The sequence below is a fragment of the Maritimibacter fusiformis genome (genome assembly GCF_008086115.1).
GTDB classification, from domain to species: Bacteria; Pseudomonadota; Alphaproteobacteria; order Rhodobacterales; family Rhodobacteraceae; genus Muriiphilus; species Muriiphilus fusiformis.
In genome coordinates this window covers 335669-347073 of sequence record NZ_VSIY01000013.1, presented here as the reverse complement: position 1 = coordinate 347073, position 11405 = coordinate 335669, and the positions used below count along the sequence as shown (strand labels likewise).

22 protein-coding genes are annotated in these 11405 nt (G+C 63.8%); 21 read left to right on the top strand and 1 reads right to left on the bottom strand.

The window, feature by feature from the left end; genetic code table 11:
* The 11 genes from tuf to rplP all read left to right on the top strand — a co-directional run.
* Positions 1-1176: elongation factor Tu (gene tuf / locus FVF75_RS14060; protein ID WP_148379067.1), on the top strand; the 1176-nt coding region annotated here is incomplete at its 5' end.
* 79 nt (positions 1177-1255) lie between these two features.
* Positions 1256-1564, top strand: coding sequence for a 30S ribosomal protein S10 (rpsJ, locus tag FVF75_RS14055; protein ID WP_148379066.1), 309 nt, complete (start codon positions 1256-1258; stop codon positions 1562-1564).
* A gap of 12 nt (positions 1565-1576) precedes the next feature.
* A complete protein-coding gene (gene rplC, locus FVF75_RS14050) occupies positions 1577-2311 on the top strand; it encodes a 50S ribosomal protein L3 (protein WP_148379064.1) in 735 nt (244 codons plus the stop codon).
* Positions 2308-2925, top strand: a complete 618-nt coding sequence (gene rplD / locus FVF75_RS14045; RefSeq protein WP_148379062.1) for a 50S ribosomal protein L4 — start codon at positions 2308-2310, stop codon at positions 2923-2925. Before rplC ends, rplD begins: the two co-directional genes overlap by 4 nt.
* Positions 2922-3218: a 50S ribosomal protein L23 gene (locus FVF75_RS14040; protein WP_148379060.1), complete on the top strand. Its 297-nt coding sequence runs from the start codon at positions 2922-2924 to the stop codon at positions 3216-3218. Before rplD ends, FVF75_RS14040 begins: the two co-directional genes overlap by 4 nt.
* Before the next feature lie 115 nt (positions 3219-3333).
* Entirely contained in the window at positions 3334-3684 is a 351-nt protein-coding gene (locus FVF75_RS14035; RefSeq protein WP_148379058.1) for a DUF2200 domain-containing protein, read from the top strand.
* Positions 3685-3913: 229 nt separating this feature from the next.
* Positions 3914-4756, top strand: coding sequence for a 50S ribosomal protein L2 (gene rplB / locus FVF75_RS14030; protein WP_148379056.1), 843 nt, complete (start codon positions 3914-3916; stop codon positions 4754-4756).
* A gap of 3 nt (positions 4757-4759) precedes the next feature.
* A complete protein-coding gene (gene rpsS, locus FVF75_RS14025; protein ID WP_148379054.1) occupies positions 4760-5038 on the top strand; it encodes a 30S ribosomal protein S19 in 279 nt (92 codons plus the stop codon).
* A 3-nt stretch (positions 5039-5041) separates the two neighbouring features.
* Positions 5042-5422, top strand: coding sequence for a 50S ribosomal protein L22 (gene rplV / locus FVF75_RS14020; protein ID WP_148379052.1), 381 nt, complete (start codon positions 5042-5044; stop codon positions 5420-5422).
* Positions 5422-6132: a 30S ribosomal protein S3 gene (gene rpsC, locus FVF75_RS14015; protein WP_148379050.1), complete on the top strand. Its 711-nt coding sequence runs from the start codon at positions 5422-5424 to the stop codon at positions 6130-6132. The genes rplV and rpsC overlap by 1 nt, the downstream gene beginning before the upstream one ends.
* A gap of 12 nt (positions 6133-6144) precedes the next feature.
* Positions 6145-6558, top strand: coding sequence for a 50S ribosomal protein L16 (gene rplP / locus FVF75_RS14010; protein WP_148379048.1), 414 nt, complete (start codon positions 6145-6147; stop codon positions 6556-6558).
* 177 nt (positions 6559-6735) lie between these two features.
* Here rplP and FVF75_RS14005 read toward each other — a convergent pair whose 3' ends face one another.
* A complete protein-coding gene (locus FVF75_RS14005) occupies positions 6736-7356 on the bottom strand; it encodes a TIGR02466 family protein (protein ID WP_148379046.1) in 621 nt (206 codons plus the stop codon).
* A 172-nt stretch (positions 7357-7528) separates the two neighbouring features.
* On the opposite strand from FVF75_RS14005, the gene FVF75_RS14000 reads away from it, so the two are divergent.
* The 10 genes from FVF75_RS14000 (at position 7529) to rplR (ending at position 11381) form a co-directional block, all read left to right on the top strand.
* Positions 7529-7843 carry a hypothetical protein gene (locus FVF75_RS14000; protein ID WP_148379044.1) on the top strand — a complete coding sequence of 105 codons (315 nt, stop codon included), beginning with the start codon at positions 7529-7531 and terminating at the stop codon, positions 7841-7843.
* Between the two features lie 140 nt (positions 7844-7983).
* A complete protein-coding gene (gene rpmC, locus FVF75_RS13995; RefSeq protein WP_148379041.1) occupies positions 7984-8190 on the top strand; it encodes a 50S ribosomal protein L29 in 207 nt (68 codons plus the stop codon).
* Positions 8191-8204: 14 nt separating this feature from the next.
* The gene (rpsQ, locus tag FVF75_RS13990) at positions 8205-8435 is read left to right on the top strand and encodes a 30S ribosomal protein S17 (protein WP_148379039.1); all 231 of its coding nucleotides are present in this window, start codon (positions 8205-8207) and stop codon (positions 8433-8435) included.
* Between the two features lie 63 nt (positions 8436-8498).
* A complete protein-coding gene (gene rplN, locus FVF75_RS13985; RefSeq protein WP_011567679.1) occupies positions 8499-8867 on the top strand; it encodes a 50S ribosomal protein L14 in 369 nt (122 codons plus the stop codon).
* Positions 8867-9172, top strand: a complete 306-nt coding sequence (gene rplX / locus FVF75_RS13980) for a 50S ribosomal protein L24 (protein ID WP_148379037.1) — start codon at positions 8867-8869, stop codon at positions 9170-9172. Before rplN ends, rplX begins: the two co-directional genes overlap by 1 nt.
* Positions 9172-9735 carry a 50S ribosomal protein L5 gene (gene rplE / locus FVF75_RS13975; RefSeq protein WP_148379035.1) on the top strand — a complete coding sequence of 188 codons (564 nt, stop codon included), beginning with the start codon at positions 9172-9174 and terminating at the stop codon, positions 9733-9735. The genes rplX and rplE overlap by 1 nt, the downstream gene beginning before the upstream one ends.
* A 20-nt stretch (positions 9736-9755) precedes the next feature.
* On the top strand, positions 9756-10061 hold the full coding sequence (gene rpsN / locus FVF75_RS13970) for a 30S ribosomal protein S14 (protein WP_148379033.1): 306 nt from the start codon (positions 9756-9758) through the stop codon (positions 10059-10061).
* A 12-nt stretch (positions 10062-10073) separates the two neighbouring features.
* Positions 10074-10466, top strand: a complete 393-nt coding sequence (rpsH, locus tag FVF75_RS13965) for a 30S ribosomal protein S8 (protein WP_148379031.1) — start codon at positions 10074-10076, stop codon at positions 10464-10466.
* A gap of 10 nt (positions 10467-10476) precedes the next feature.
* On the top strand, positions 10477-11010 hold the full coding sequence (gene rplF, locus FVF75_RS13960; RefSeq protein ID WP_148379029.1) for a 50S ribosomal protein L6: 534 nt from the start codon (positions 10477-10479) through the stop codon (positions 11008-11010).
* Between the two features lie 11 nt (positions 11011-11021).
* Positions 11022-11381 carry a 50S ribosomal protein L18 gene (gene rplR, locus FVF75_RS13955; RefSeq protein WP_148379027.1) on the top strand — a complete coding sequence of 120 codons (360 nt, stop codon included), beginning with the start codon at positions 11022-11024 and terminating at the stop codon, positions 11379-11381.
* Positions 11382-11405 lie beyond the last annotated feature (24 nt).

Sequence of the window (11405 nt, the reverse complement as noted above, 5' to 3'; positions counted from 1 at the left end):
ATGGCTAAGGAAAAGTTTGAACGCTCCAAACCGCACGTGAACATCGGGACGATCGGTCACGTTGACCACGGCAAGACGACGTTGACGGCTGCGATCACCAAGTATTTCGGCGATTTCAAGGCCTATGACGCGATCGACGCGGCGCCGGAGGAGAAGGCGCGGGGGATCACGATCTCGACGGCGCACGTGGAATACGAGACCGACGCGCGGCACTATGCGCACGTCGACTGCCCGGGCCACGCCGACTACGTCAAGAACATGATCACGGGTGCGGCGCAGATGGACGGCGCGATCCTGGTGGTGAACGCGGCCGACGGCCCGATGCCGCAGACGCGCGAGCACATCCTCTTGGGCCGCCAGGTGGGCATTCCCTACATGGTGGTGTTCCTGAACAAGGTTGACCAGGTGGACGACGCCGAACTGCTCGAGCTGGTCGAGATGGAAGTGCGCGAGCTGCTGTCGGAATACGAGTATCCGGGCGACGACATCCCGATCATCGCGGGCTCGGCCCTGGCCGCGCTCGAGGGGCGTGACCCGGAGATCGGCGAGAACAAGATCCGCGAGCTTCTGGCGGCGGTGGACGAATACATCCCGACGCCGGCGCGCGCTGTCGATCAGCCGTTCCTGATGCCGATCGAGGACGTGTTCTCGATCTCGGGCCGGGGCACGGTTGTGACCGGGCGGATCGAGCGTGGCGTGATCAACGTGGGCGACGAGATCGAGATCGTCGGCATCAAGGACACCAAGAAGACGACCTGCACGGGCGTCGAGATGTTCCGCAAGCTGCTTGACCGCGGCGAGGCCGGCGACAACGTGGGCGTGCTCTTGCGCGGCATCGACCGCGACGCGGTGGAGCGTGGCCAGGTGCTGTGCAAGCCGGGTTCGGTGACGCCGCACACCAAGTTCGAGTGCGAGGTCTACATCCTGACCAAGGAAGAGGGCGGGCGTCACACGCCGTTCTTCGCCAACTACCGCCCGCAGTTCTACTTCCGCACCACGGACGTGACCGGGACGGTGACGCTGCCGTCGGGCACCGAGATGGTGATGCCGGGCGACAACCTGAAGTTCGAGGCCGAACTGATCGCGCCGATCGCGATGGAAGAGGGCCTGCGCTTCGCCATCCGCGAAGGCGGCCGCACCGTCGGCTCGGGCGTCGTGTCGAAAATCCTCGCGTAAACCCTCTGGGTTCGACGAGGGCCGCCGGGCGAGCCGGCGGTCCTCCTATCAACTCCAACGCCGCGAAAGGCATTTACAAATGCAAGGCCAAAACATTCGCATTCGGCTCAAGGCCTTCGATTACCGCGTGCTGGACGCCAGCACCCAGGAAATCGTGTCCACGGCCAAGCGCACCGGAGCCACCGTGCGTGGTCCGATCCCGCTGCCGAACAAGATCGAAAAGTTCACCGTTCTGCGTGGACCGCACGTCGACAAGAAATCCCGCGACCAGTTCGAGATCCGCACCCACAAGCGGCTCTTGGATATTGTCGACCCGACTCCGCAGACCGTGGACGCGCTGATGAAGCTCGACCTGGCTGCCGGCGTCGACGTCCAAATCTCGGTGTAAGGGGGCAGTCTGATGCGCTCTGGTATTCTCGCCAAGAAAGTCGGCATGACCCGGCTTTTCATGGAGGATGGTCGGCAGATTCCCGTCACCGTTCTTCAACTCGACAACCTGCAGGTCGTGGCCCAGCGGACCGCTGACAAGGATGGCTATACCGCTGTCCAGCTCGGCGCCGGAACGGCCAAGGCCAAGCGGGTTTCCAAGGCCATGCGCGGCCACTTCGCCGCCGCAAGTGTCGAACCCAAACGCAAGATCGCGGAATTCCGCGTGAGCCCCGACAACCTCATCGCCGTGGGCGAAGAACTGTCGGCGGAGCACTTCGTGGAAGGCCAGAAGGTCGACGTGTCGGGCACCTCGATCGGCAAGGGCTTCGCCGGTGCCATGAAGCGGCACAACTTCGGCGGCCTGCGCGCCTCGCACGGCGTGTCGATCAGCCACCGCTCGCACGGCTCGACCGGCCAGTGTCAGGACCCGGGCCGCGTGTTCAAGGGCAAGAAGATGGCCGGCCACATGGGCGCCGCGCGCGTCACCACCCAGAACCTCGAGGTGGTGCGCACCGATGCCGGTCGCGGGCTGGTGTTCATCAAGGGCGCCGTGCCCGGCTCGAAAGGCGGCTGGGTGACGGTCAAGGATGCCGTCAAGAAGAAGCTGCCCGAGAACGTGCCGTTCCCGGCGGCGCTCAAGTCGGCTGTGGCGGCTGCGGCAGAAGCAGCCCCGCTCGAGGCCCCCGAAGGAGGCGCTGAAGAATGAAACTCGACGTGATCAAACTGGACGGCAAGAAAGCCGGCTCGGTCGATCTGGACGAGGCGCTGTTCGGTCTTGAGCCGCGCGCCGACATCCTGCACCGGGTGGTGCGCTGGCAGCGGGCCGCGGCCCAGGCCGGCACCCACAAGGTCAAGACCCGTTCGGAAGTGAAATACTCCACCAAGAAGATCTATCGCCAGAAAGGCACCGGCGGCGCACGCCACGGCGCCCGCTCGGCGCCGATCTTTCGCGGCGGTGGCGTCTACAAGGGTCCGACCCCGCGTTCGCACGCCCACGACCTGACCAAGAAGTTCCGCAAGCTGGGCCTGCGCCACGCGCTGTCGGCCAAGGCCAAAGAGGGCGCGCTGGTGATCCTCGATACCGCGGATGGCGACGGCAAGACCGCCGCGCTGGCCAAGCTGGTCAAGAACCTGGGCTGGAAACGCGCCCTGGTGATCGACGGGGCCGAGGTGAACGAGAAATTCGCCCAGGCCGCGCGCAACATCGAAGGTCTGGACGTGCTGCCGTCGATCGGCGCCAACGTCTATGACATCCTGCGCCGTGACACGCTGGTGATCACCAAGGCCGGCGTCGAAGCTCTGGAGGCCCGACTGAAATGACCGACAAGGCGAAACTCTACGACGTGATCCGCAAGCCGATCATCACCGAGAAGGCGACCATGGCGTCGGAAGCCGGCGCGGTGGTGTTCGAGGTTGCCCCGGACGCGAACAAGCCCCTGATCAAGGAGGCGGTCGAAACGCTGTTCGGCGTCAAGGTAAAGGCCGTGAACACCACGATCACCAAGGGCAAGGTCAAGCGGTTCCGTGGCCAGCTCGGCCGCCGCAAGGACGTGAAAAAGGCCTATGTGACCCTCGAAGAGGGCAACATGATCGACGTGACCACCGGTCTCTGAGCGACCGAAGGCTGATGAGATTTGGAAAGCCCCTCGCGTTTGCGGGGGGCTTTTCGTTTGGAATTGCCGGTTTGACGCATTGTTCGTAGGCTGTGGTGCTGAAAGGTGGGGAACGATGACCGGTCATCGCATCTACAAGATGAGCTTTGCCAAGGTGTATCCGCTGCTGGTCGCCAAGGCCGAGAAGAAAGGCAGGACGAAGGCCGAGGTTGACGAGATCATCCGCTGGCTGACCGGCTACGACCAGCATGGGCTGGACGCGCAGATCGCGGCCGGGGTGGACTACGAGACCTTCCTGGCCGAAGCGCCGAGCATGAACCCGGCCCGGCAGGAGATCACCGGCGTCGTCTGCGGTGTGCGGGTCGAGGAGATCGAAGAGACGACCATGCGCGAGATACGATACCTCGACAAGCTGGTGGACGAGTTGGCGAAAGGCAAGGCGATGGAGAAGATCCTCAGAGCCTGACGGGCGCGCCCGGGCACGAAACACCGGCTCCGGCGGCGTATCACCCTCCTCCGCCCTTGCAACCACCCACACCCCCCGTTATACGGCGCAGGTCGCGTGGCCCCAGATTCGTTCCGGGGCCTGTCGTCTTTGGAATTCGGGCACCTTCGGGGGCCTATACCCGGCCCCCGAGGGGGCTACTAACAGACAGGCGGGGCAACCCGCCGCAAAGCAACGGAAGACAGAAAGCATGGCACTCAAGTCGTATAAGCCGACGACGCCGGGCCAGCGTGGGCTGGTGCTGATCGACCGTTCGGAGCTTTGGAAAGGACGTCCCGTCAAGAGCCTCACCGAGGGTCTGACCAAGAAGGGCGGCCGGAACAACACCGGACGGATCACGATGCGTCGTCGTGGCGGTGGCGCGAAACGCCTCTACCGCATCGTCGATTTCAAGCGGAACAAGTTCGACGTTCCGGCGACCGTGGAGCGGATCGAATACGATCCCAACCGCACCGCCTTCATCGCGCTGGTCAAGTACGATGACGGCGAACAGGCCTACGTGCTGGCGCCGCAGCGCCTGGCGGTCGGCGACCAGATCGTCGCCTCGGCCAAGGCCGACATCAAGCCGGGCAACGCGATGCCGTTCACCGGCCTGCCGATCGGCACCATCGTGCACAACGTCGAGCTCAAGCCCGGCAAGGGTGGCCAGATCGCCCGCGCCGCCGGCACCTACGCGCAGTTCGTCGGTCGTGACGGCGGCTATGCCCAGATCCGGCTGTCCTCGGGCGAGTTCCGCCTGGTGCGCCAGGAGTGCATGGCGACCGTTGGCGCGGTGTCGAACCCGGACAACTCGAACCAGAACCTCGGCAAGGCCGGGCGCAACCGCCACTATGGCAAGCGTCCGTCGGTCCGCGGTGTCGTGATGAACCCGATCGACCACCCGCACGGCGGTGGCGAGGGCCGGACCTCCGGTGGCCGTCACCCGGTGACGCCCTGGGGCAAGCCGACCAAGGGCGCGCGGACCCGCAACAAGAACAAGGCGTCGTCCAAGCTCATCATCCGCTCGCGTCACGCCAAGAAGAAGGGTCGCTAGAATATGGCACGTTCTGTCTGGAAGGGGCCTTTTGTCGACTCCTATGTCCTCAAGAAGGCCGAGAAGTCCCGTGAATCGGGACGCAACGAAGTCATCAAGATCTGGTCGCGCCGCTCGACGATCCTGCCCCAGTTCGTGGGCCTGACGTTTGGCGTCTACAACGGCCGCAAGCACATTCCGGTGAATGTGACCGAGGAAATGATCGGCCAGAAGTTCGGTGAGTATTCGCCGACGCGGACCTACTACGGTCACGCTGCCGACAAGAAAGCGAAGCGGAAGTAAGCCATGGGCAAGACGAAAAACCCCCGCCGCGTGGCCGAGAACGAAGCAATGGCGAAAACCCGCATGCTTCGCACCTCGCCGCAGAAACTCAACCTGGTGGCGGCGATGATCCGCGGCAAGAAGGTCGACAAGGCTCTGAACGACCTGACCTTCTCGAAGAAGCGGATCGCGGGCGACGTGAAGAAATGCCTTCAGTCGGCCATCGCCAATGCCGAGAACAACCACAACCTCGATGTCGACGAGCTGATCGTGGCCGAGGCCTATGTGGGCAAGAACCTGACCATGAAGCGCGGGCGCCCGCGGGCGCGCGGCCGCTATGGCAAGATTATCAAGCCGTTCTCGGAACTCACCATCCTGGTGCGTCAGAATGAGGAGCAAGCCTGATGGGTAACAAAGTCAATCCGATCGGCATGCGCCTTCAGGTCAACCGCACCTGGGACAGCCGCTGGTATGCGGACACGAAGGACTACGGCGATCTTCTGCTGGAAGACCTGAAAATCCGCGACTTCATCAAGGAAGAGTGCAAGCAGGCCGGCGTCAGCCGCGTGATCATCGAGCGCCCGCACAAGAAATGCCGGGTCACGATCCACACCGCGCGTCCGGGCGTCATCATCGGCAAGAAAGGCGCGGACATCGAGACGCTGCGCCGCAAGATTGCCAAGATGACCGACAGCGAGCTGCACCTCAACATCGTCGAGGTGCGCAAGCCCGAGCTTGACGCGCAACTGGTCGCCGAGTCGATCGCGCAGCAGTTGGAGCGCCGGGTTGCGTTCCGCCGCGCGATCAAGCGTTCGGCCCAGAACGCCATGCGCATGGGTGCGCTGGGTATTCGGATCAACGTGGCCGGTCGCCTTGGCGGCGCCGAAATCGCGCGCACCGAGTGGACCCGCGAGGGCCGGGTGCCGCTGCACACGCTGCGTGCCGACATCGACTATGCCCAGGCCGAGGCCAAGACCGCCTACGGCATCATCGGGATCAAGGTCTGGATCTACAAAGGCGAGATCCTGGAGCACGATCCCTCGGCACACGATCGCCGGCTTCAGGAACTCCAGGAAGGCCCGGCGCCGCGCGGCGCCATGGGCGGCCGCCGGTAAGGAGAAAACACGATGCTGCAACCGAAGCGCACAAAATTCCGCAAGATGCACAAGGGCCGTATTCGCGGCCAGGCCAAGGGTGGGTCGGACCTCAATTTCGGCACCTACGGCCTGAAAGCGATTGAGCCCGAGCGCGTCACGGCGCGCCAGATCGAAGCCGCCCGCCGGGCCATGACGCGCCACATGAAGCGTCAGGGCCGGGTTTGGATCCGCATCTTCCCCGACACCCCGGTGTCGTCGAAGCCCACGGAAGTCCGGATGGGTAAAGGCAAGGGCTCGGTCGATTTCTGGGCCGCCAAGGTCAAGCCCGGCCGGGTGATGTTCGAAATCGACGGCGTCGACGAAGTGACAGCGCGCGAGGCGCTTCGCCTCGCCGCGATGAAGCTGCCGATCAAGACCCGCACGGTGGTTCGGGAAGATTGGTGACGGCGGCTCTGCCGCACGCCGCTAGAAGATAGAGAACCCCCGGTGAGAGATCGCCGGGGGTTTTCCTTTGGATTGACGCGCTGGTCTACCGTGGAACGGGGTGCGCGGTCCTGAGCGGTTCGCCAAGGCCGGGAGGTGTCGTGGTCGCATCGCCCGCGCGCACATCAACCGGGGGACTCACCCCCACCGATAATTGAAACTCACGCTGATCCGCTCGTCCTCGGACATGTTCATCGGCACCTCGTGGCGCAGCCAGCTTTCCCACAGCAGCACGTCGCCCACATCGGGCGCGACATAGACGAACATCCGCAGCTCTTCGCGGGCGTCCTTTTTGCGGGGCGGGGCCGCCATCATCCGGGCCGAGCGCGGGTCTTCAAGTTTGAGGGCCGAGGCACCGTCCGGCATGGCCACGTAGGTGGTGCCCGAGATCACCGAATGCGGGTGGATGTGCGAGGCGTGGGTTCCGCCTTCGGGCAGGATGTTGATCCAGAGGTCTTCCAGCACCAGCGCCCGCCCGTCGAGATCCCATTCCAGCGCGTCGGCAAAGGCCGCGACATGGGCGTCGAGCGCCTCTTTCACCGCGGCGAACACCGGCGAGCGCCACGGCAGATCGGCCAGCGAGGCATAAGAGGTGTAACCGGGGTAGTCGTTTTCCTCCGACCAGCGCTGGCCCGCCTCGTCGTCCTCGGCGATGGCAAGGCATTCGGCCTCCAGTTCGGCGGCAGCGACTTCGGGTCCGTGCTCGGACAGGCGGGCGCGGTAGAGCGGGGTCACGAAGAGGTTCTTGATCTCGGCCATGACGGCGGTTTAGCGCAAGGCGGGCGCTGGTGTAAGCGGTTTTGAAAGGGCCGGGCGCCTCATTCAGGTGCCACCTGACAACCGGCGCGGCGCCGGGAAAGCCGTCTTGCCGGGACGCGCCGAATCTGTGTCACTGGGTCCGACCAGCACCCGACGCCAGGCGGATCGACCCATGCACGAGCTTCCTTTTCTGCCGATGATCGTGCAAGTCCTGACCTATGTCCCCCTTCCGGCGTTGGTGGTCGGGTTCTTCGCGGGCGGGCGCGGGATCGTGCTCGGGTTGATCGCGCTCCTCGGCGTGGCCGTTGTCTGGCTGGTCTGGTTCCTGTGGATCAGCGGCGATTGCTGCCCGACCGGGATGGAGGGCATGAGCCTGATCTTAGTGCCGATCCTGTTCGGCCTCGCGGTAATCGTGGCGGGCGTGTGTTATGCTTTGCTCTGGCTGGTCCGGCTGCTTCCCGATCAACGGCGGCGACATCGGGGCTGAATCCGCCCGGTTCGCGATCGCGAGGCCGAAAAGGGTTGCCATCGCGGTGAATCGCGCGTATTGCGCAGCCTTCACACGAACTCCACCGGATTCGGCGTGACCCTCAGGGGCGCCCCGGTGATGTTGAAAGGACAAGGGCGATGAACGCCAAGGAACTGCGTGACAAGACGCCGGACCAGTTGCGCGAGCAACTGGCCGACCTCAAGAAAGAGAGCTTCAACCTGCGTTTTCAGCAAGCCACGGGCGCGCTGGAAAACACCGCCCGCGTTCGCCAGGTGCGCCGCGACGCGGCCCGGGTCAAGACGATCCTGAACGAAAAGGCCGCTGCTGCGGCCGGCACCGAGTAAGGGAGGCCAGACAGATGCCCAAACGTATCCTGCAAGGCACCGTGACCTCGGACGCCAACGCCCAGACCGTGACCGTGTCGGTGGAACGCCGCTTCCGCCACCCGGTTCTCAAGAAGATTATCCGGAAATCCAAGAAATACCGGGCCCACGACCAGAACGACACCTTCAAGGTCGGCGACACCGTGCGCATCCAGGAATGCGCGCCCAAGTCGAAAACCAAGCGCTGGGAAGTGATCGCCTCTTAAGGCCACGCTTTCCGGTTTGATCGAAACCGTGGGGTCGTTACCCCACAGGTCAGGAGAAACCACATGATCCAGATGCAGACCAATCTGGATGTTGCTGACAATTCCGGCGCCCGCCGGGTTCAGTGCATCAAGGTTCTGGGTGGTTCCAAGCGTAAATACGCCTCCGTCGGCGACATCATTGTCGTCTCGGTGAAGGAAGCCATCCCGCGCGGCCGCGTGAAGAAGGGCGACGTGCGCAAGGCCGTCGTCGTGCGCACCGCCAAGGAAGTCCGCCGCGAAGACGGCACCGCGATCCGTTTCGACCGGAACGCCGCCGTTATCCTCAACAACAACAACGAGCCGATCGGCACACGTATCTTCGGCCCGGTCGTTCGCGAGCTTCGCGCCAAGAACTTCATGAAGATCATCTCGCTGGCTCCGGAGGTGCTCTGATGGCTGCGAAACTGAAAAAGGGCGACAAGGTCGTCGTGCTGGCCGGCAAGGACAAGGGCAAGCAGGGTGAGATCACCCAGGTGATGCCCAAGGACGGCAAGGCCATCGTGGACGGCATCAACATCGCCATCCGTCACCAGCGTCAGTCCCAGACCGCGCAGGGCGGCCGCATCCCGAAAGCGATGCCGATCGACCTGTCGAACCTGGCGCTTCTGGACAAGAACGGCAAAGCGACCCGCGTCGGCTTCAAGATCGAAGGCGACAAGAAGGTGCGTTTCGCCAAGACCACGGGGGACGTGATCTGATGCTCGACGCTGCGACCTATACCCCGCGTCTCAGGACGCTGTACCGCGACACCATCAAGCCCGCCTTGAAGGAAGAGTTTTCCTACAAGAACGACATGATGATCCCGCGCCTCGACAAGATCGTGCTGAACATCGGCTGCGGTTCCGAGGCCGTGAAGGACTCGAAGAAGGCCAAGTCGGCGCAGGAAGACCTGACCAAGATCGCCGGTCAGAAGGCGCTGATCACCAAGGCCAAGAAGTCGATCGCCGGTTTCCGCGTCCGCGAAGACATGCCGCTCGGCGCCAAGGTGACGCTGCGTGGCGACCGGATGTATGAATTCCTCGACCGCCTGATCACCGTGGCGATGCCGCGGGTCCGCGACTTCCGCGGCATTCCGGGCACCAGCTTCGACGGCCGCGGCAACTATGCCATGGGCCTGAAAGAGCACATCGTGTTCCCGGAAATCGACTTCGACAAGGTCGACGAGGTCTGGGGCATGGACATCGTGATCACGACCACGGCGCAGACCGACGCGGAAGCGAAGGCGCTGTTGAAGCACTTCAACATGCCGTTCAACAGCTGAGCCTCGGAGGAATTTGAACAATGGCTAAGAAATCCATGATTGCCCGCGAGGTGAAGCGTCAGAAACTGGTCGACCAGTATGCCGCCCGCCGCGCCGCGCTGAAAGAGATCATCAACGACCAGGAACGCCCGATGGAAGAGCGGTTCCGCGCGTCGCTGAAACTGGCGAAACTGCCGCGCAACAGCTCGGCCACCCGCCTGCACAACCGCTGTCAGCTGACCGGGCGTCCGCACGCCTACTACCGCAAGCTGAAAGTCAGCCGGATCGCGCTGCGCGACCTCGGCTCGCAAGGCCAGATCCCCGGCCTCGTGAAATCGAGCTGGTAAGGAGAGCAGATTATGAACGATCCTATCGGCGATATGCTCACCCGCATCCGCAACTCTCAGATGCGCGGCAAGTCCACCGTCTCGACGCCGGCCTCCAAGCTGCGCGCCTGGGTGCTCGACGTGCTGCAGTCCGAGGGCTACATCCGCGGCTATGAGAACGGCACGGACGAGCGCGGCCACCCGACGCTCGAAATCAGCCTGAAATACTACGATGGCGCCCCGGTCATCCGCGAGCTCAAGCGGGTTTCGACCCCCGGCCGCCGCGTCTACATGGGTGCCCGTGAGATTCCGCAGGTCCGCCAGGGCCTCGGTGTTTCGATTGTCTCCACGCCGAAAGGCGTCATGTCTGATGCAAATGCGCGCGCGGCCAATGTTGGCGGCGAAGTGCTTTGCACGGTATTCTGAGGAGGTCCGCATGTCTCGTATTGGGAAAAGACCGGTCGAGCTTCCGTCGGGCGTCAGCGCCACGACGTCGGGCCAGACCATCGAGGTGAAGGGGCCGAAAGGCAGCCGCAGCTTTACCGCGACCGACGATGTGACCATCACCGTCGACGAAGACGCCATCACCATCGAGCCGCGCGGCAAGTCCAAGCGCGCGCGCCAGCAGTGGGGCATGAGCCGCACCATGGTGCAGAACCTCGTCATCGGCGTCACCGATGGCTTCAAAAAAGAGCTGGAAATCTCGGGCGTCGGCTACCGCGCCCAGATGCAGGGCAACGTGCTCAAGCTCAACCTCGGCTATTCGCATGACGTGAATTTCGAGGTGCCCGAAGGGGTGACCGTGACGTCGGCCAAGCCGACCGAAGTCACCGTCGAAGGCGTCGATCAGCAGCTCGTCGGCCAGGTCGCGGCCAATATCCGTGAATGGCGTGCCCCGGAGCCCTACAAGGGCAAGGGCATCAAGTACAAGGACGAGTATATCTTCCGCAAGGAAGGCAAGAAGAAGTAAGGAACGCGAACATGGCAAACAGCAAACGACAACTGTTTCTGAAGCGCCGTCTGCGCGTTCGGAACAAACTGCGCAGGGCGAACGCCGGACGGCTGCGGCTTTCGGTGCATCGGTCGTCCAAGAACATCAGCGCCCAGCTGATCGACGACGTAAACGGCGTGACCGTCGCCGCGGCGTCCTCGCTCGAGAAGGATCTCGGCGTGGTCGGCAAGAACAACGTGGAAGCCGCCGCCAAGGTGGGCGCCGCGCTGGCCGAACGGGCCAAGAAGGCCAAGATCGACGAGTGCTATTTCGATCGTGGCGGCTTTCTGTTCCACGGCAAGGTCAAGGCCCTGGCCGAAGCCGCCCGCGAGGGTGGCCTGAAGTTCTGAGGCCGTGCCGCGCCGGACGGTGCG